Here is a 17,889-nt window from a genome sequence, read left to right as displayed (position 1 = left end):
TGCGCCCCAAACCCGCCCAACACAACGCAAAGCAGGCCCTGCAACGCGGAAAAGCCCTGCAATTCTCCCGACGCTTACGCGCAGGAAACACCGCGGTAACCGCAGCTCCCTAGGCTTAGTACGCATAAACACCTCCCCGAAACCCGGCGAAAAGAGGCAATGATGCAGACCAACCCACGGCTCAACATCCGGCAGGTAACTTGGGCGAACCCCGTGGGCGCAGACCTCCGCGCCGCACAACAGGCAGAACTCGATGCGAGGTTCGGAACCACGGACCACGAACCTGGACCCCCGCCGACGGAAGCGGACACGGCAGTTTTTGTGGTGGCCTACGAGAAGTGCTCTGGCCAACCTTTGGGATGCGGCGGATTGCGGATGCTGGATGAAAACACCGCGGAGATCAAGAGGCTCTACGTGGTCCCTTATGCCAGGGGCTCCGGAGTGGCAAGCTCCATTCTCGCCGCGCTCGAGGCGCAGGCTCATTCCCACGGGTTCACGGTGATCGCAGCTGAGGCAGGATCAGCCCAATCGGACGGCAGAAGCTTCTACGAGAGCGCAGGCTTTGCCGCCGTGCCAAACTTCGGCCCGTACGTCGGTGCCAGCGGGTCGTATTGCTATTCAAAGCGAATCGACTCACACAGCGCCTCCCACACGGCGATGGCCTAACGGAGGGGACCGGCTGAGAGTTCAGGCACAATATCAAGCCAAGGTTGCGCCAGTTCGATAATCTCGGATTATGGAAAAAGCAGACATCACCTTCCGCACCCGCAAATGGGTGCGGCCCGAGGACCTCAATGCCAACGGCACACTCTTTGGTGGCAGCCTGCTGAAGTGGATCGATGAAGAGGCCGCGATCTACGCCATCCTCCAGCTGGGCAATGGCCGTGCCGTTACCAAGTACATCTCCGAGATCAACTTCGTCAGTTCCGCGGTCCAGGGTGACTTGGTGGAGATGGGCCTGACCGCGAAGCGCTTCGGCCGCACGTCTTTGACCATGCGCGCCGAGGTCCGCAATATGATCACCCGCGAGGCAATCCTGACCATCGAGGAAATCGTCTTCGTGAATCTTGGGCCCGATGGCCGCCCGCAACCGCACGGCTACACGGAAATCACGTATGACCGCGACCGCATCCCCACGCATCACCTGACGGAAACGCTCGACGAGGACTGAACCACGCGCCGTCGGGCGCTTTATTACTGCAGATACCGGAACACAGTCCATGTGCGGGAGTTCAGGCAGCAGTCGGCGGCATGCCGTGCACTGAAAGTCGCCTTCCGGCCAACTCCTGCTGAGCGGAACATTGCCTTGCCCCCGCATGCCAGGCAGACCAACTGCTGCCTACGTGGCTCCTGCCAGTATTCGTCGAGGTTATCGAAGTCCTCGGCATCCCAGTCTTTCCGGTCAGCGAGGCACAGTGCCCTTCTCATCGGCTGTGGCTTTCGAGTAGTAAACAGCGCTTATACGGGTGCTGGCGGCCGCGATTAACGCGGCCGCCAGCCTATTTATCCGGTGACGGGAGTGTGTGTCACCGGAACTTGTGGGGCGCCTGAACCGAAAGGGTCAGCGCCGGTCGAACGTCAGGCCACCGGGCACCTGGAACGTCGGCATGAGTTCGAGCATGCCCACGTTCACGTGACGCGGCGTTTCGATGGCGTAGTCCAAGGCATTGACGATGTCGTCCGTGGTCAGCGACTCGTAACCCTCGTAGTAGGTCTGCCAGGCCTCTTCCATGGCCTCCGGCGTGCCGCCCATGTTGCGTCCGAAGATCTCGGTCTCCACGCGGCCCGGGCAGATTTCGGTGACACGGATGCGCTTGCCGACGGTGTCGTTCCGGAGCTGGCGGGAGATCTGGTGCACGGCGGCCTTGGTTGCGTGATAGACCGTGTGACCGTAGAAGTTGTAGACACCGGCGATCGAGCTGATGTTGATGACGTGGCCGAGGTCGCGCTCCACCATGCCCGGCAGGACCAGTCGGGTGAGCTGCAGGAGACCGCGGAGATTCACGTCCACCAGTTCGTCAATGTCCTCTTCGGACGAGTCCAGGATGTTGCCCGGCCGGGAAACCCCGGCGCAGTTCACCAGGACGTCCACCTTGAGGTCATTCACGACGGCGGCCAGCGCGGCTGTGTCGGTCAGGTCCACTACGTGCGGGATGGCTCCGGTTCGGTCGGCCAACTCGGCAAGGCGTTCCTCGTTGCGGGCCACGGCGTGAACTGTCAGTCCGCGCTTGGCGAGGCGCTCGGCAATGGCTGCACCCATACCGGTTGACGCTCCGGTGACGAGTGCGGTGGTGTAGTCAGAAAAAGACATGTGGTTCTCCAAAAGGTGGGGAATCGGTGGGCAGAGTGCGCCGGGTTGTGAAACCCTGCGCACTTGCCGGAGGTGGGTGGAGGCTAGGCGTCGCGCAGTGGCTCGTGGGCGCGGTCCTTGACCGTGCTGACCGCGATGAGCGTGCCGAGCGCCGTGATGACTGCGTAGAAGGCCGGCATGTAGATGTTGCCTGTGCTGCCGATCAGCCAGGTCATGAGCAGCGGGGCGGTGCCGCCGAACAGGGCCGAGGAGATGTTGTAGCCGAGGCCGTATGCGGAATAGCGGACACGGGTGGGGAACAGTTCAACGATCAGGATGTGGATCACTGCGGTGTGGCCCGCAAAGACGATGGCCATGATGCAGGCGCCCAAGATGGCCAAGCCCATTTGGCCGGTGGCAATCAGGGCGTAGGACGGGATGCCGAGGACTGCCATGGCGATCGCGGAACCGGCAATGACCTTCTTACGGCCAACGCGGTCGGACAGGGCTCCCATGAACGGGATGGCGATGCAGATGACCACCAGGCTGCACGCGGTGACCAGGAGGGCTTCGCCGATGGTGAAGTTCAGCTGCTTGCCCTTGAGGAACGTGGGCATGTAGGAGAACAGGACGTAGTAGCCGGAGCCGTTCATGAGCGGGATGAAGAGGGCCAGGAGCATGGCACGGCGGTGTTCCTTGGACTGGAAAGCTTCCTTGAGCGGGTTCTTGGAGAGGCCGCCCTCTTCCTTCAGCTTCTCGAAGTTGGGGGTATCGCTGATGGCCTTGCGGATGTACCAGCCGATGATGCCCATGGGGATGGCAACCAGGAACGGGATGCGCCATGCGAACGAGCCGAAGCCGCCGCCGTCGATCGCTGCTTGGGTGAGCCACGGCGACATGGAGTAGGCCACCAAAGTACCGGTGAGCAGTGCTGCGAAGGAGGCGATCTGGGCATAGGAGGTGATGATGCCGCGCTTGCCTTCAGGGGCGTGCTCGGCGAGGAAGGTCATGGCGCCGGCAGCTTCGCCGCCCACGGAGAAGCCCTGGAGGAGTCGCAGGAGGACCAGCAGGATGGGGGCCGCGACGCCGATGGCCGCATAAGGGGGAAGCAGGCCGATGCCGGCGGTGGCAACACTGATCAGGAGGATGACAAAGACCAGTAGCTTTTGCCTGCCGATCCGGTCTCCGAGGTAGCCACACACCACAGCGCCGAGCGGACGAACGAAGAACGAGACCGCGTAGCCGGCGAACACGAAGAGCAGGGCGTTGTCCGGGTTGCCCGGGGCCAGGAAGACGAGCGCCAGCGTTCCCGCCATGAAGGCGAAAATGCCATTGTCGTACAGTTCCACGAAGATGCCAACACAACCTGCGGTGACAACCTTGCGGGTTTGGCGGCTGGTGAGCCGCTCATGCTGCACTGGCGCAGCGTTGGTGCTTGCGGTCATGACTTTTCCTTACTGAGATGAGCGTAGCAACGCCTACTGGTCTGACGACAGGGTTATTAGCTGCATGCCGCAACTGGTAGGTCCTGCCACTGGGGACGGCATCCGATGCCGAGGAGTCCGAAGACGGTGTTGACGGATTCGCGGAGGGTTTCAAGGTGGGCCCGCGAGCGCCTGTGGGCGGCAGTTGCTTCTGCCACTGTGGTTTTCCGAAAACGGACTTTGTCCCCTGGCCTTGCTTGGGCCAGGACATCCAGTCCGGTGCTGGTGACTACTGCGAGTACGGGGTACCCGGCGGTGACGCCGCGTCCCCGGTGCAGTACCAGCAGCTCTTCCCTTGAAGGAACCTCGACGGCGCCCACTGGCACTCCGCGGGAAAGAACTTCGCCGCTTGAGGTTCTTTCCGGAAGTTCCCCGCCGAGCCGTAAACCGATGTGGTTGCTGCGGCCGCTGACGGCGTATTCCGAGGTAAAGAGCAGTTCACCGGATTCGCCGAATTCGGCGACGTCCGGCCCGTCGGTCACGTCGACCAACAAGTCTGAGTCCATGCGGGGCCGGTCAAGGCCCAGCCGGAAGAGTGGAAGATCAAAGTACGGCTGACGAACGGGGCCAACGCTCCTGCGGGTCAGGAGGCGGGTGCCTTCCTTGAGTTGCAGCCCGAAGCCCACCACGGTGTCCGGAGCTACACTGCCCAGCAGGGTTTCTGCCTCGATGGAGCCGTGGATCGCCAGGTACGCGCGGAGGCCGCGGTGGATTCCGCGGATGGACACTGTTTCACCTGCACGGACCGAGACGGGTTCCCACTGGCTGGACGGGCGGCCACCAACCGTGAGGGTGAGCGGAGCGCCGGTGACGGCGATCAGGATGTTCGTGGTGGCTTTCATCCGGAAGTCCAGTGCCGTGATCTCCACCAAGGGGTGGTTGTCCAGGTTGCCTGCCAGGATGTTGGCGGCACGGGCCGAGTACTGGTCCAGTGCGCCGTTGACGGGAAGACCGAAGCGGGGGCCGCGGGTCCTGCCGAGGTCTGTGACCACGGAGTTGCCGGGCTGTTGGATCAGGATTTCGCCGCTCATGGCTGAGCCCCTGATTTCTCAAGGTCCACGTCCGCCGAAGCCAGTGCCTGCGGCTCCAATTCCAAACCGTTGTACTGGCCGAAGTCTTCAGCTCGGATCTGCCGGAACCGCAGGATGTCGCCAGGTTTGTAGGGCACCAACGGTTCGCGGCGGATATTCAGGACTGATAACGGGGTCTGTCCAATAACGCACCAGCCTCCGGGAGCCGCCGCCGGAGCGATGACTGCCTGCCGGCCGGCTACGGCCACCGCACCCGCGGGGACGCTGAGCCGGGGGTCCTTGAGCCGCGGCACGGGTTTGGGGAATGCCGGGCCGTCCATCATGGGCGAGCCTGCGGGCGCACCCAGGCAGCGAACGGTGTAGGTCTTTTCGGTGTGGAGGCGGATGACCTCGTCCACGGAGATTCCCTGGTGCTGGGCAACTCGTTCCAGGTCCGGGCCGAATTCCCCTCCATAGACCACAGGAACGTCGAACTTCCGCGGGGCCGTCGCAGACCCGGCGGAACGTCCGAGTTCCAGGAGGCCCAGCTTGACGAACGCCCGCACCTGGCGCGCGGAAACGAGGATGGGATCAAACTCAACAAGCAAGGAGTCATAGGTGGGAACTGCGCCATGCAGCCCTTCGGCGCCGCAGTTTTCCAGCCAATCGGCCAGCCCGTGGACAGTCAGCCAGTTGTGTTCGCCAGCTTCGGAGATCGCGACAACACGCAGTGCGGAGTCACCGGATTCGTGGATCTCTGTAGGGGCCGCAGCAAGAACGGACATGTCAGGCCGCCTTCCTCTTGGCATCCATGACCTCGGCCAGCGGTGCGATGCTGACACCGGCGGAGATGAGTTCGGAGCGGATCCGGCGCGCCAGCTCAACAGCGCCGGGGTTGTCTCCGTGAAGGAGGACGGTGTCGACGTCGATGTCCATGTCCACGCCGTTGGCGCAGCGGATCTTGCCGTCAATCACCATACGAAGCGTCCGGTCCACGATCTCTGCGGGATCGTGCAGCACAGCACCAGGCTGGCTGCGGGGAACCAACGTGCCGTCCTCCTGGTAGGCCCGGTCCACGATGCCAACGATGGCAACGTCCAGACCGGCATTGCGTGCAGCAATGGCCAGTTCGCCTTCCTGGGCCACCACGATCAGCTCGTTGTCCACACGGTCCGCGGCGTCAGCCACAGCCTGGGCGTAGTCGGCGCGGACTGCGACGAGGTTGCCGAGCCGGCCGTGCGGAGCGAGGTGCGTGACCTTGGTGCCGTGGAAAGACGCGAAGCCGTTCAGGGCACCCAGTTGGTACAGGACATCGTTTTGAACTTCGGTGGCAGTGAGGCCCATGTCGCGTCGACCGAAGCCACGCAGGTCCGGGAAGCTCGGATGAGCCCCGATGCCTACTCCGCGGCGAACGCATTCAGCAACAGTGGCAGCCATGATGTCCGGGTCACCGGCATGGAACCCGCATGCGATATTGGCGCTTGAAACGATGTCCAGGAGTTCGGAATCGTCGCCAATGGTGTAGGCGCCAAATCCCTCTCCAAGATCCGCTACAAGATCAATTGTCGGGTTCACGTGGTTCTCTTTCCATGGTTTGTCTTGGGATTCCGGGAATTCACAAATTATCCTCAGAGTGATGAGTTGAATTTCCGGTAAATGCCAAACGCTGATGGAATCCCAAAGCGTCGGCTGAAGGTCTTTCCAAAAGTCTCGCACCGGTCAACCACGTTGCACAAAGACCTAATAGCTATCCCGTGATAGCTCTCCGTTATGACCTGCACCACCCTGTACTGTGGCTTGGGTCCCACAGGCGCCCGGATAGAATTTCCCTAACGCATGCCACCCGGGGACGTGGCCCTCCAGGAAGGCAGACCGATGGATACGCGCAAGCTCTCATACTTCGTGCAGATCGTTGACTCAGGCAGCATCACCAAAGCGGCGGCCGCCCTCCACGTGGCACAGCCGGCCTTGAGCCAGCAGGTATCGGCGCTGGAGAACGACCTCAAGCAGCGTCTGCTGATCCGTAGCAAACAGGGTGTGGAACCCACCGCGGCCGGGCACACGCTCTACCGTCACGCGCAGTCGATCCTGCGGCTTGTGGAGCAGGCCCGGCAGGACGTCGCCTCCTCCGGAGCGGCACCCTCAGGCCGCGTCTCCATTGCGATCGCCCCGTACAGCATGGCCTCCAGCCTGACGCCCCAGATCATCAGCGAAGTGGGGCGGCGCTACCCGGACATCGTGGTCCATCTGACGGAGATCTTTGGCGGCGTATTGAGCGAGGCCATCAAGAACGGCCGCTTGGACATGGCACTGATCTACGAGCCCGGGAAGATCCGGGGGGTTCAATTCACCACCATGATTGTGGAAGACCTTCACCTGGTAGTGCACCCTGATGTGGACATCAACCACGGCAAGGACACCGTCACCCTTGCCGAAGCCAGCACCGTGGGACTGTTCCTCCCGGAAAAGAACCACACCCTGCGCCAGCTCATCGAGAAAGGCCTGGCAGAACAGGATCTGCCCTTGAAACTGGTGGGCGAAGTGGAATCCGTCCCCTCGCTCACCCGGCTCATCCGCGCCAACCTCGGCGGCACGGTGTTGCCCAAATCTGCTGCGGATGCGCTCTTCCCGGACCAGGACTTCAAGGTGCTGCGGATCGTGGAACCCGGCCTGCAGAGCAAGATCGCCCTCTGCACCCCGGACCACGAGCCCCTGTCCGAGGCCGCCTCTGCCGTGTTGCTGGTGGTCAAAGAGATGCTGCATCAACAACTGATCAACAAGTACGGGACAGACCCCGTGCAACTGCCGGCCCATCCATAACAAAGCCTTATCCGGACAGACGGCTTTGGTCTTATTCAAGACCGTTTTAATTTCCTAATATCGAATGAGCAAACAATTCGAAACCAGCTCACGGATTCCGCGGGCACGCTCAAAGGAAACAACGGTGAAAAAGATCAGCACAGCCGGATGGGTATCGAATCCAACCCGCGGAACAGTCAGCGCAAGGACCGGATTCCACTGCCCTCGGAACGGTTTTTGGCGTCCGATCGGAGGGATCGGCGAGCCGCTGTTCGTCTTTGAAGGAAGCCTCATGCCCACGCACGCAGGAAACAGCATCGAATGGCACTTGGTGGACACCCGGCCCGGACACTCCGGACTGGACTGAGCCAGCCACTGCCGCCGCCAGCCACTCGCCCGGCGGGAGCGGCCCCGCGAGAACCGGCCACCCGTCGTCGTACATCACCGCAAGCTGCAACATCTAAGGCGCCATGCCCGTAGAGACCTAAGAGTCCGGGCACGGCGCCTTTGTCATGCCCACAACACGCCGCAGAAGAGCACGCCAATGGCCGGCCACCTCGCCTTTCAACGATGAATGACCGGCCCTGACAGATGCGACTAGTCCTCCACCAGGAGGCCCTTTTCCTTGAGCTTCTCCGTGAGGCCACAGAGCTCGATGGTGGTGCCGCCGTCGTGGTACAGCTTGATGAGTTCGCGCTCGTGGTCGTCGCGCGCCTGGGACAGGGCGATGACTTCCTCGGCTTCTTCACGGCGGACCACCACCACACCGTCAGCGTCGCCGCGGAGGATGTCCCCGGGGTAAATGATCTCGTCACCGAAAACGATCGGGTGGTTGATGGGCCCGAGTGTTTCCTTGACCGTGCCCTTGATGCTGACGCTGCCTGAGAAGACGGGCAGGCCAAGTTCGATCAGGTCCTGGGTGTCGCGGACGCCGGAATCGGTGACCATCGCGGCGATGCCCTTGGCTTTCATGGCGTTGCCCAGGACGTCGCCGAACGTACCGGCTTCGGCCATTTCCTGCGCACCAACCAGGACCACGTCGCCGGCCTGTGCATAGTGGATGGCGACTTGGAGCATGAGGTTGTCCTGCGGAGCGCAGGCGACAGTCACGGCCGGACCGCAGAAGGACATTGAGCGGTCGATCGGCTTGATCTTGGAGCTCAACGCGCCGCGGCGGCCCTGTGCTTCGTGGATTGTGGCGGAGGAAAAGGCGGCAAGGCGGCTGACGACGTCTGCGTCGGGGCGCTCGAACTTTGTCTTGACGTGGATCATTTTCGGGTTCCTTGAGTTTGGGGAGGCTAGTTGAGGGCGTTGACGGCATCGCGGATGGAGTCCACGCCCGCGTTGATGGTCTCCAGCGAGGTGGCGAAGGAGATCCGGAAGTAGGGGCCGAGTCCGTAGGCCGAACCCTGGATGACGGCCACGCGGGCGGTGTCCAAGAGGTACAGGGTGAAGTCCTGGTCGTTCTCGATGACGGACCCGGACTGCGTTGTCTTGCCGATCACGCCGCTGCAGTTCACGTAGGCGTAAAACGCACCTTCCGCCGGCGCGACGGACAGTCCGTTGATGGCGTTGAGGCCCTCGACGGCGGCGTCCCGGCGCTTGCGGTACACCTCCACGCTGTCGCGGACGAAGGACTGATCGCCGTTCAGCGCCGCCACCGCGGCGGCTTGGCTGATGGACGACGGGCACGACGACGTCTGGGACTGCAGCTTGTTCATGGCCGCGATCAATGGCGCCGGTCCCACACCATAGCCGAGTCGCCAACCAGTCATCGCGTAGGCCTTGGAAACACCGTTGACCAGCAGGATGCGGTCTTTGAGCGCAGGGACGGCCGTGACCAGGCTGGTCACACGGCCGTCGCCAAAGTGGATTTCGTCGTAAATCTCATCGGTAAGGATGAAGACGTGCGGGTTTTCCTCGAGGACAGCGCCGAGTGCCTGCAGTTCCTCGCGGGTGTAGACGGCGCCGGTCGGGTTGGACGGGGCGTTGAGGATGAGCCACTTGGTCTTGGGGGTGATGGCCTTTGCCAAGGCGGCCGGGGTGAGCTTGAAGCCGGTGTCCTCACCGCAGGCGACGATCACCGGGGTGCCATCGTTGGCGAGCACCATGTCCGGGTACGAAACCCAGTACGGCGCGGGAACAATCACCTCGTCGCCCTCATTGAGCGACGCCATGAGTGCTACGTACAGGACCTGCTTGGCCCCGCCGCCAATGGTCAGCTGGTTCCGCTCATAGTGGTGCCCGGTGTGGCCCTCGATCTTTCGCAGGATGGCGGTCTGCAGCTCCGGCGTACCGGTCACCGAGGTGTATTTGGTCTCTCCGTTGTTGATCGCCTCGATGGCGGCTGCCTTGATGTGGTCCGGGGTATCGAAGTCCGGCTCGCCGACCGTCAGGTCGATGATCGGGATGCCTTCGGCTTTGAGTTCGCGGACACGGGCGGCCGCGGCGACGCTCGCTGAGGACTTGATGCGGGTGACCCTCGACGCCGGCAGGTAGTGCGACATGTCTCCTCCAGGAATGTGGGACTCAGGACGCACGGATTCGCGCATCCCCTTTTTCGAGACTAGGGATTCGCGCGGCCTGTGGATAAGACCTAATGTGCGTGGATCTATAAGGCGCTCTTATGACGCGGGTCTCTTTATGGGGTTTCAAAACCCATAGCGGCCACAGAACCCGCATTAACGCACCCTGAGCCACTTCTTCCATGCACTTTGCTTATGGGTTCACGCTGTATTGGTATTTCCTTGGACCGGTGAACACTGCCTAGATTCGAGGGGTCAGAAGTGCTGTTCCGAAACTGAAAGGGAGCCAATGACAACCCAACAAGGGTCAGGGCCCGCGGTTTCGCACCAAGCCAGGTCAGCCACCGGACGGTACACCTACCGGGCCAAGGCTCCGCGTCCGCAGACCACGGATCACAATGATCACGCCAAGCTGGCGCATGCCCTCGGAACGCATCGGCAGCTGCTGTCCCACGCAACGAGCGCCATTCGTACCCTAACCGCTGCTAGAAACGAGCTGATTGGGCAGGCCATTGAGGATGGGCTCACCATCGCCACCGTTTCGGCGGTCACAGGGGAGAACATGAAGGCGGTCCGAACCATCGCTTTGGCTTATGACGATCTCCACCCGAGCGGGCTCCCCCGCACTGTCCATTTGTCCGCCTTGAAGCAGAAGAGCGACGAACTCAGGGCCGCCGGACGTCATCGGGCCCAGATCATCGAACGACGCGAAGCCCTCATTGTGATGGCCCTCCGCAACCAGGTCTGCGACGACCTGGAGCTCGCCTCACTGACCGGCCTCACCCCGGACCACATCCGCCGGTCAACGCGGGGAATTGCCCGGCCGGCCTGAGTTCCCTAGCCCTCACCGTTGAACCCACCGGCCCCGGAGGGTAGAACGGGTAGATGACCAACGACGTGAATTCTTGGATGGACAAGTACGAACGCGCGTGGACCTCGAATGAGCCCGAGGACGTCCGGGCACTCTTCACCGAGGATGCCGTCTACTACGACAAACCCAACACGGATAAACCATGGAAGGGCCACGAAGAGATCGTCAAAGCGTGGGCTGACGCCGGCGACAAGCCCGAGGACTGGACGTTCGAGTGGAACCTTCTGGGCCAGGACGGCGACACGGCTTTCGTCCAAGGCCTGACCACGTACCTGAACGGGGACCCCACCTACGACAACCTGTGGGTCATCCGCTTCGCCGGGGACGGACGCGCCCGCGAATTCACCGAGTGGTACATGGCGCGGAAGAACACCCCAACTGAGTAGCAGTTCACGCCGTTCTGAGCGCTCACAACGACCTGATCTGCTACTCAGTTGGGTCCGTCAGTAGCTGTCGCGCTCCGCGGTCTCGGACACGGGGATGAACGTTGAGGCGAACCCTTCAGACGCGCGGGCCAGCACCGCAACATCGGCACCGACCAGCACAAAGGAGGCACCGGCGTCGAGATAGGCCCGGGCGGTTGATTCGTTGAAGGCGTTCACGCCGGCGGGCTTACCTGCCGCCTTCGCGGCTTCAAGGCAATGCTCGACGACGGCCCTCACCAACGGATTTTCCTGCTGTCCCAGCAGGCCCATGGAGGCCGCGAGGTCCGAGGGGCCCAGGAAGATGCCGTCCACGCCGTCGACGGCCAGGATCTCCTCCACCGCCGACGCCGCAGCTTCGGATTCGATCTGGACCGTGAGGCTGATGGTCTCCGAGGCGGTAACCAGGTAGTCCGGGACGCGGTTCCAGCGAGCGGATCGGGCCAGTGCCGAACCGACGCCGCGGACCCCGTGCGGCGGATACCTCACAGCAGCGACGGCGGACGCGGCGTCAGCTGTCGAGTTCACCATGGGGATCATCAGGTTCTGTACCCCGAGGTCCAGGTACTGCTTGATGACCACGGTGTCGTTGACCGGTGGCCGGACCATGGCTTGCACGGGGTAACCGCTGACGGCATGGAGTTGGGCGAGGATGGATTCGAGTCCGTTGGGACTGTGCTCGGCGTCGATCAGCACCCAGTCCAGACCGGATCCGGCGCAGATCTCCGCCACCAGTGGGCTGCCGGAGCAGACCCACATGCCGGCGAGTGGCCTGCCTGCCTCGGAGAGGGCCGAATAGAAGGTGGGGCTTAGTCGAATTGGCATGTCACCACTCCCAACGGTCCGTAATCCGCGTGCACGGTATCCCCTTTGTACACCCACATCGGGCGGGTAAACGAGCCCGCCAGGATGATGTCGCCAGCCTTCATCGAGTCACCATGGGCGGCAATCTTGTTGGCCAGCCAGTGGACACCGTTGGCGGGGTGGTCCAGTACCCCGGCTGCTACGCCGGTCTCTTCCACGGTCTGGTTTTTGTACAGGATGGCGGAGACCCAGCGGAGGTCGACGGCGTCCGGCCTCACCGGGCGGCCGCCCACCACCATGGCGCCCATCGCGGCGTTGTCCGAGATGGTGTCCACGATGGTCCGGCCCTCCATCTCAATCCTGGAGTCCAGGATTTCGAGGGCCGGAACCACGTAGTCGGTGGCGTTGAGGACATCGAAGATGGTGCAGCCCGGGCCTTTGAGCCCCGACTTGAGCACGAATGCCAGTTCCACCTCAACCCGTGGGTGCGTGTATTTGTCCCACTGAACGGAGCACCCGGTGTCCAAGACCATGTCATCAAAAATGGCACCGTAGTCCGGTTCCGTGATGCCCGTGGCAGCCTGCATGGCCTTGGACGTGAGGCCGATCTTCCGCCCCACCAACGTGCGCCCGACTTCCTCGTTCCGCCGCATCCACAACTGCTGCACGGCGTAGGAATCCTCCACCGTCATGTCGGGGTAGCGGGCAGTCAACCGAGGAACCGGCGTACGGGAACGGCCGGCTTCGAGGAGTTCGTCGGCAATGGCTTCGATCGTCTTCGCGTCCAACATGGCCTAGACCTGCGCCCCCAGCTTGAAGCCCTCGGCCGCCTCGCCGGACGCACCTTCCGGGCGGGTGTAGGAGAAACCGTCGGCGCCCACGGTGACGGCCATTTCGGACTTGTCCTCGCGTTCGATGATGGGTTGCGGATTACCGTCGAGGTCCAGGACCAGTGAAGCCTCGGTGTACCAGGACGGGACCACCGGGTTGCCCCACCAGTCGCGGCGCTGGTTGTCGTGGACATCCCAGGTGACCGTGGGGTTGTCCGGATCACCGGTGTAGTAGTCCTGGGTGTAGATCTCCACGCGGTGGCCGTCCGGGTCCAGGATGTAGAGGTAGAAAGCGTTGGACACTCCATGGCGTCCGGGGCCGCGTTCAATCCTGTCCGAGATGCGCAGGGCGCCCATCTTGTCGCAGATCTGGATGATGTTGTGCTTCTCATGGGTGGAGAACGCGATGTGGTGCAGGCGGGGTCCGTTGCCACCGGTCAGGGCGGTGTCGTGAACAGTCTGCTTGCGGTGCATCCACGCGGCGTATGTGACGCCGTCGGAATCTTTGATGTCTTCGGAGACTCGGAAGCCGAGGTCCTCCAGGTACTTGCGGCCGCGGGGGACGTCAGGGGTGACCTGGTTGAAGTGGTCCAGGCGGACCAGCTCACCGGCGGAGTAGAGATCGTAGCGCTGGGTGAGGCGTTCCACGTGCTCCACGTCGTAGAAGAATTCGTACGGGAAGCCCAGCGGGTCCTCCACGCGGACGGAGTCGCCCACGCCCTTGGTGAAGCCTTCCTTGCGGCGCTCAACTCGGCAGCCCAACTCGCGGTAGTACGCCTCGGCGGCGTCCACCTCGGCCGGGGACTTCACCCGGTACGCGAAGGCAGCAGCGGCAGCGACCGGTCCCTTGCGGAGGACCAGGTTGTGGTGGATGAACTCCTCGAAGGAGCGCAGGTAAATGGTGTTCTCGTCCTCCTCAGTGACATGCAGGCCGAGGAGGTCAACGTAGAACGCGCGGGATTTGGCGAGGTCCGTGACCACGAGTTCCAGGTAGGCGCAGCGAACAATGTCCGGTGCCGGGACTGTGGGCGTGGGGATGGGGCCGGTGAAGTTGCTCATGGGATTCTCTCTTCGTTGAAAGGGTAGGTGGGAAGTTTTAGGCGCCGAATTTGGGCGTGTGGACCGAGCCGAGCGTGATGTGCACGGCCTGCTGGTCCGTGTAGAAATCGATGGAGCGGTAGCCGCCCTCGTGGCCCAGGCCGGAAGCTTTGACGCCACCGAACGGGGTACGGAGATCGCGGACGTTGTGGCTGTTGAGCCACACCATGCCGGCCTCCACGTTCTGGGAGAAGTTGTGGGCCCGGGTCAGGTTCTGGGTCCAGATGTAGGCCGCCAGGCCGTACTTGGTGTTGTTCGCCAAGGCGAGGGCTTCGTCGTCGTTCTCGAAGGGCGTGATGGCCACCACGGGACCGAAGATTTCCTCCTGGAAGATCCGGGCGTCAGGCGCGACGTCGGCAAATACCGTGGGTGCGATGTAGTTGCCTTCGGGGAGGTGGTCGGGCCTGCCGCCGCCGGCCAGGAGCCTGCCTTCGGACTTGCCGATCTCCACGTACGAAGCCACCTTGTTGTAGTGCTCCGGGTGAACGAGCGCACCAACCTGCGTCTTGGGATCGTGGGGGTCGCCCACCACGATGTTCTTGGCCCGGGCGGCGTACTTTTCGCAGAATTCGTCGTAGATGGCGCGCTCCACCAGGATGCGGGAGCCGGCGGTGCAGCGTTCCCCGTTGAGGGAGAACACCCCGAACAGGGCCGAATCGATCGCGGCGTCCAGGTCCGCATCGGCGAACACGACGCACGGGGACTTGCCGCCGAGCTCCATGGACAGGCCCTTGAGGTTGGCGGCAGCGTTACGGAAGATGGTCTGGCCCGTGGTGGTCTCGCCGGTGAAGGAGATCAGCGGCACGTCGGGGTGCTTCACCAGGGCATCGCCGGCTTCCTCGCCCAGCCCGTTGACCAGGTTGAACACGCCATCAGGCAAGCCTGCGTCCTTGAAAATCTGCGCCCACAAGGAGGCGGACAATGGCGTGAACTCGGCAGGCTTGAGGACCACAGTGTTGCCGGTGGCCAGAGCCGGGGCAAGCTTCCACGACTCCAGCATGAACGGGGTGTTCCACGGCGTAATGAGGCCGGCGACGCCGATCGGCTTGCGGTTCACGTAGTTGATCTGCGAACCGGGGACCTTCATGGCGTCGTCGAACTGGGCCACGATCAGGTCCGCGAAGAAGCGGAAGTTCTCGGCAGCGCGCAATGCCTGGCCCTTGGCCTGGGTGATCGGCAGGCCGGTATCGAACGTTTCGAGCTCGGCGAGGCGGGCTTCCTGAGCCTCCACCGCATCGGCGATCTTGTTTAGAACCCGGGCACGTTCACGCGGCTTCATCTTCGGCCACGGACCGTTGACGAACGCTTCGCGTGCCGCAGCAACGGCGAGGTCGATGTCTTCCTTCTGGCCCGCAGCAGCGGTGGCGTAGTTGCCGTTGGATACCGGGTCCAGGACGTCGAACGTCTTACCGGAAACGGAGTCAACAAACTCGCCGTTGATGAAGTGCTGGATGTGGGACGGCAGGTTCTCGGGAATGTAGTGCTTGGTGGTCTCTACGGAGGTCGTCATCGTTGAAGTCCTAACTAGTGATCAGGGTTTGCTAGTGATCAGGGTTTGCTAGTGATCAGGGTTTGCTTGTGCGAGGTAAGCGTCCAGGGTGGCGGCGCGGTGTTGGCGGGCTGCTTTTTCAATGGTGTCGGCGTCTGCCGCGCCCTCAATGAGCTGCAGCAGGGCCTCGTGTTCGCGCACCGATTCCTGGGCGCGGCCGGGGACAAAACGGAACGTCGAGGACCTCAGCGAGGCCAGCCTGTTCCAGCCCCGGTGGACCAGGTCCAGGATGTTCGGATTGGGGCAGTGCTCAAACAGGACGCTGTGGAAGTCCTGGTTTAGCGCCGTAAACCTGACGGGGTCAAAGTGCTCCAGGCATTCACGCATCTCCTGGTTCACCGCACGCGCCCGGGCAATGGCTACCGAGTCGATCAGCGGAGCGGACAGCGCCGTGGCAGCACCCTCCACGATGCTCAGCGTCTGCATCGTATAGAGGTACTCGGTGGGGTCGATCCCGGACACCGTGGCACCCACGTTCCGCTCGAACTTCACCAGCCCTTCAGCTTCCAATCGCCGGATCGCTTCCCGCACGGGGACCACACTGAAGCCCAGGTCCTCGGCGATCTTGGCGAGCACCAGCCGGTACCCCGGCGTATAGGCGCCCTCCACGATCCGCGCCTTCACGGCCGCATAGGCCTGCTGGGACTTGCTCTCAGGATTAGCCTTCAGGGCGGCGGCGCTCTCGACGGCGGAACTTCCGACGGCGGTTTCAGTCACCGTGGGCTCCTTCCGGGCTTTGCTGGGCGGACCACTCCGCGTACCGCGCCTGCCATTCCTTGTTCATGGGGTACAGCCCATCCACGCTGTTGCCTTCCTGGACCATCTGGAAAATGAACGTCTCTTCCTTCTCCTGGGCGATGCAGTCATCCACCAGTTCCTCGGCGATGGCGGGCGGGATCACCAGGATGCCGTCCGAATCGGCCACGATAATGTCGCCGGGCTGGACGGTGGCTCCACCACAGGCGATGGTGATGTCCGTATCCCACGGAATGTGGCGCCGGCCCAGCACTGCGGGGTGCGGGTTCGCGAAGTACGTGGGCATCTCCAGATCAGCCACGGCCGAGTAGTCGCGGACGCCGCCGTCGGTAATGATGGCAGCAGCGCCGCGGACCTGGGCACGCAAAGCGAGGATGTCCCCCACAGTGCCGGTGCCCTTCTCGCCGCGGGCTTCCATCACCAGGATTTCGCCCTCATTCACGGAGTCGATGGCGCGCTTCTGGGCATTGAAACCGCCGCCATGGGACTTGAAAAGGTCCTCGCGGTTGGGCACATAACGCAGGGTCCGGGCCAGGCCCACTACTTTGCGGTCCGGGCGGGTGGCCTGCAGTCCGTCGATGCTCACATTGTTCAGTCCGCGCTTGCGTAGCTGGGAGGACAACGTGGCGGTGGCGACGGATTCCAGCTTCTTCTTGAGATCCGGAGTCAGTACCGAAGCATTGTCGGGAGCAGGCAGTCCGGCGGCTTCGCGCGATCCGTACGCCTCTTCCCGCTGGGTGTCATCGGTCTTGGGCCGGGCACCAAAGTCCGCGAACGGCGTCGTACCTTCCATCACTTTGGTGGCCAAACGGCCGCTGCTGAAGTCGCCGCCGGTGACCTCAATTTCGACGACGTCACCCGGCTTGGCAACCGAAGCGCCGGCCGGGGTGCCGGTGAGGATGATGTCGCCCTCTTCGAGCGTGAGCAGTTGGGAGAGGTCCGCGACGAGCTGCGCGAACGGGAAGAGCAGGTCCTCGGTGGTGTCATCCTGCACGAGGTCCCCGTTGTGCCAGGTGCGGATCCGCAGCTGGGTGGGGTCCACGGCGTCGGCCGGAATCAGCGCCGGTCCCACGGGAGTGAAACCGTCGCCGCCTTTGGACCGGACGTTGGAGCCCTTGTCCGCGTAGCGGAGATCGTAGACGCCGAGGTCGTTGGACGCGGTGACCCCTTCGACGTGGCTCCAGGCGTCCTCGAGGCCGACACGGCGGGCTGACTTGCCGATCACCAGGGCGATCTCGCCCTCGTAACCGAGTAGCTCGCAACCGGCCGGGCGCTCAACAGTGCCGGGAGCATCCGCGGAGCCGAGGGCCAGAGACGAGGACGGCTTCAGGAAGTACGACGGCTGCTCGGGAGTACGCCCGCGCTGTGCCGCGCGGCTGGGGTAGTTGATGTGGACGGCAATGACCTTGCGCGTCCGGGCCAGCATGTCCTGGCTGACTTCCTGGGTCCGG

General features: G+C 63.1%; 20 protein-coding genes. 6 read left to right on the top strand and 14 right to left on the bottom strand.

Translation table 11 applies throughout. The features are described 5' to 3' along the window. Positions 1-162: 162 nt before the first annotated feature. Positions 163-666: a GNAT family N-acetyltransferase gene (locus ACIQH5_RS07170; protein WP_024818574.1), complete on the top strand. Its 504-nt coding sequence runs from the start codon at positions 163-165 to the stop codon at positions 664-666. Between the two features lie 70 nt (positions 667-736). Next, the gene (locus ACIQH5_RS07165; protein WP_011776502.1) at positions 737-1,171 is read left to right on the top strand and encodes an acyl-CoA thioesterase; all 435 of its coding nucleotides are present in this window, start codon (positions 737-739) and stop codon (positions 1,169-1,171) included. Between the two features lie 23 nt (positions 1,172-1,194). Here the strand turns inward: ACIQH5_RS07165 and ACIQH5_RS07160 are convergent, their stop codons facing one another. The 6 genes from ACIQH5_RS07160 to ACIQH5_RS07135 form a co-directional block, all read right to left on the bottom strand. After that, positions 1,195-1,428: a hypothetical protein gene (locus ACIQH5_RS07160; protein ID WP_400401565.1), complete on the bottom strand. Its 234-nt coding sequence runs from the start codon at positions 1,426-1,428 to the stop codon at positions 1,195-1,197. 133 nt (positions 1,429-1,561) lie between these two features. After that, positions 1,562-2,311, bottom strand: coding sequence for an SDR family oxidoreductase (locus ACIQH5_RS07155; protein WP_024818576.1), 750 nt, complete (start codon positions 2,309-2,311; stop codon positions 1,562-1,564). A gap of 83 nt (positions 2,312-2,394) precedes the next feature. After that, positions 2,395-3,735: an MFS transporter gene (locus tag ACIQH5_RS07150; RefSeq protein ID WP_105692593.1), complete on the bottom strand. Its 1,341-nt coding sequence runs from the start codon at positions 3,733-3,735 to the stop codon at positions 2,395-2,397. A gap of 56 nt (positions 3,736-3,791) precedes the next feature. Then, positions 3,792-4,805: a biotin-dependent carboxyltransferase family protein gene (locus ACIQH5_RS07145; protein ID WP_400401561.1), complete on the bottom strand. Its 1,014-nt coding sequence runs from the start codon at positions 4,803-4,805 to the stop codon at positions 3,792-3,794. After that, positions 4,802-5,569: an allophanate hydrolase subunit 1 gene (locus ACIQH5_RS07140; RefSeq protein WP_400401558.1), complete on the bottom strand. Its 768-nt coding sequence runs from the start codon at positions 5,567-5,569 to the stop codon at positions 4,802-4,804. Before ACIQH5_RS07140 ends, ACIQH5_RS07145 begins: the two co-directional genes overlap by 4 nt. Before the next feature lies 1 nt (position 5,570). Continuing rightward, complete coding sequence (locus ACIQH5_RS07135; RefSeq protein WP_400401556.1) at positions 5,571-6,359, bottom strand: LamB/YcsF family protein; 789 nt, start codon at positions 6,357-6,359, stop codon at positions 5,571-5,573. 300 nt (positions 6,360-6,659) lie between these two features. On the opposite strand from ACIQH5_RS07135, the gene ACIQH5_RS07130 reads away from it, so the two are divergent. Both ACIQH5_RS07130 and ACIQH5_RS07125 read left to right on the top strand, forming a co-directional pair. Further along, positions 6,660-7,604: a LysR substrate-binding domain-containing protein gene (locus tag ACIQH5_RS07130; RefSeq protein WP_062072577.1), complete on the top strand. Its 945-nt coding sequence runs from the start codon at positions 6,660-6,662 to the stop codon at positions 7,602-7,604. 124 nt (positions 7,605-7,728) lie between these two features. Then, on the top strand, positions 7,729-7,950 hold the full coding sequence (locus ACIQH5_RS07125) for a hypothetical protein (RefSeq protein ID WP_024818582.1): 222 nt from the start codon (positions 7,729-7,731) through the stop codon (positions 7,948-7,950). Positions 7,951-8,180: 230 nt separating this feature from the next. On the opposite strand, the gene ACIQH5_RS07120 is transcribed toward ACIQH5_RS07125, so the two are convergent. Both ACIQH5_RS07120 and ACIQH5_RS07115 read right to left on the bottom strand, forming a co-directional pair. After that, a complete protein-coding gene (locus tag ACIQH5_RS07120) occupies positions 8,181-8,855 on the bottom strand; it encodes a 4-carboxy-4-hydroxy-2-oxoadipate aldolase/oxaloacetate decarboxylase (protein WP_400401552.1) in 675 nt (224 codons plus the stop codon). Between the two features lie 26 nt (positions 8,856-8,881). Then, positions 8,882-10,090 (bottom strand): aspartate transaminase, encoded by a 1,209-nt coding sequence (locus ACIQH5_RS07115; protein WP_400401550.1) that lies wholly within the window; start codon positions 10,088-10,090, stop codon positions 8,882-8,884. Positions 10,091-10,397: 307 nt separating this feature from the next. Between ACIQH5_RS07115 and ACIQH5_RS07110 the strand changes: the two genes are divergently transcribed. Beyond that, on the top strand, positions 10,398-10,940 hold the full coding sequence (locus tag ACIQH5_RS07110; protein WP_400401547.1) for a hypothetical protein: 543 nt from the start codon (positions 10,398-10,400) through the stop codon (positions 10,938-10,940). A 53-nt stretch (positions 10,941-10,993) separates the two neighbouring features. Further along, positions 10,994-11,365, top strand: coding sequence for a nuclear transport factor 2 family protein (locus ACIQH5_RS07105; RefSeq protein WP_400401544.1), 372 nt, complete (start codon positions 10,994-10,996; stop codon positions 11,363-11,365). Positions 11,366-11,422: 57 nt separating this feature from the next. Here the strand turns inward: ACIQH5_RS07105 and ACIQH5_RS07100 are convergent, their stop codons facing one another. From ACIQH5_RS07100 to ACIQH5_RS07075, 6 genes are read right to left on the bottom strand one after another with little or no spacing between them, the layout of a single operon-like run. Further along, the gene (locus ACIQH5_RS07100) at positions 11,423-12,226 is read right to left on the bottom strand and encodes an aldolase/citrate lyase family protein (RefSeq protein ID WP_400401541.1); all 804 of its coding nucleotides are present in this window, start codon (positions 12,224-12,226) and stop codon (positions 11,423-11,425) included. Continuing rightward, entirely contained in the window at positions 12,211-12,996 is a 786-nt protein-coding gene (hpaH, locus tag ACIQH5_RS07095) for a 2-oxo-hept-4-ene-1,7-dioate hydratase (protein WP_400401538.1), read from the bottom strand. The genes ACIQH5_RS07100 and hpaH overlap by 16 nt, the downstream gene beginning before the upstream one ends. 3 nt (positions 12,997-12,999) lie before the next feature. Further along, positions 13,000-14,094 (bottom strand): 3,4-dihydroxyphenylacetate 2,3-dioxygenase, encoded by a 1,095-nt coding sequence (gene hpaD, locus ACIQH5_RS07090; protein ID WP_062072563.1) that lies wholly within the window; start codon positions 14,092-14,094, stop codon positions 13,000-13,002. Between the two features lie 37 nt (positions 14,095-14,131). Next, entirely contained in the window at positions 14,132-15,643 is a 1,512-nt protein-coding gene (hpaE, locus tag ACIQH5_RS07085) for a 5-carboxymethyl-2-hydroxymuconate semialdehyde dehydrogenase (RefSeq protein ID WP_062072561.1), read from the bottom strand. Between the two features lie 48 nt (positions 15,644-15,691). Next, entirely contained in the window at positions 15,692-16,399 is a 708-nt protein-coding gene (locus ACIQH5_RS07080; protein ID WP_400401534.1) for a GntR family transcriptional regulator, read from the bottom strand. After that, entirely contained in the window at positions 16,392-17,864 is a 1,473-nt protein-coding gene (locus ACIQH5_RS07075) for a fumarylacetoacetate hydrolase family protein (RefSeq protein WP_400401868.1), read from the bottom strand. The genes ACIQH5_RS07080 and ACIQH5_RS07075 overlap by 8 nt, the downstream gene beginning before the upstream one ends. Between the last annotated feature and the right edge of the window lie 25 nt (positions 17,865-17,889).

It is taken from the genome of Paenarthrobacter sp. NPDC091711, from assembly GCF_044756605.1.
Taxonomy (GTDB): Bacteria; Actinomycetota; Actinomycetes; order Actinomycetales; family Micrococcaceae; genus Arthrobacter.
Note: the sequence above shows the minus strand (reverse complement) of the source record. Positions and strands in the feature narration are given on the sequence as shown.

Coding starts and splice junctions, on each gene's coding strand:
- ACIQH5_RS07170 (WP_024818574.1), top strand. CDS start 163: ATGCAGACCAACCCACGGCTCAACATCCGGCAGGTAACTTGGGCGAAC.
- ACIQH5_RS07165 (WP_011776502.1), top strand. CDS start 737: ATGGAAAAAGCAGACATCACCTTCCGCACCCGCAAATGGGTGCGGCCC.
- ACIQH5_RS07160 (WP_400401565.1), bottom strand. CDS start 1,428: ATGAGAAGGGCACTGTGCCTCGCTGACCGGAAAGACTGGGATGCCGAG.
- ACIQH5_RS07155 (WP_024818576.1), bottom strand. CDS start 2,311: ATGTCTTTTTCTGACTACACCACCGCACTCGTCACCGGAGCGTCAACC.
- ACIQH5_RS07150 (WP_105692593.1), bottom strand. CDS start 3,735: ATGACCGCAAGCACCAACGCTGCGCCAGTGCAGCATGAGCGGCTCACC.
- ACIQH5_RS07145 (WP_400401561.1), bottom strand. CDS start 4,805: ATGAGCGGCGAAATCCTGATCCAACAGCCCGGCAACTCCGTGGTCACA.
- ACIQH5_RS07140 (WP_400401558.1), bottom strand. CDS start 5,569: ATGTCCGTTCTTGCTGCGGCCCCTACAGAGATCCACGAATCCGGTGAC.
- ACIQH5_RS07130 (WP_062072577.1), top strand. CDS start 6,660: ATGGATACGCGCAAGCTCTCATACTTCGTGCAGATCGTTGACTCAGGC.
- ACIQH5_RS07120 (WP_400401552.1), bottom strand. CDS start 8,855: ATGATCCACGTCAAGACAAAGTTCGAGCGCCCCGACGCAGACGTCGTC.
- ACIQH5_RS07115 (WP_400401550.1), bottom strand. CDS start 10,090: ATGTCGCACTACCTGCCGGCGTCGAGGGTCACCCGCATCAAGTCCTCA.
- ACIQH5_RS07110 (WP_400401547.1), top strand. CDS start 10,398: ATGACAACCCAACAAGGGTCAGGGCCCGCGGTTTCGCACCAAGCCAGG.
- ACIQH5_RS07105 (WP_400401544.1), top strand. CDS start 10,994: ATGACCAACGACGTGAATTCTTGGATGGACAAGTACGAACGCGCGTGG.
- ACIQH5_RS07100 (WP_400401541.1), bottom strand. CDS start 12,226: ATGCCAATTCGACTAAGCCCCACCTTCTATTCGGCCCTCTCCGAGGCA.
- hpaH (WP_400401538.1), bottom strand. CDS start 12,996: ATGTTGGACGCGAAGACGATCGAAGCCATTGCCGACGAACTCCTCGAA.
- hpaD (WP_062072563.1), bottom strand. CDS start 14,094: ATGAGCAACTTCACCGGCCCCATCCCCACGCCCACAGTCCCGGCACCG.
- hpaE (WP_062072561.1), bottom strand. CDS start 15,643: ATGACGACCTCCGTAGAGACCACCAAGCACTACATTCCCGAGAACCTG.
- ACIQH5_RS07075 (WP_400401868.1), bottom strand. CDS start 17,864: ATGCTGGCCCGGACGCGCAAGGTCATTGCCGTCCACATCAACTACCCC.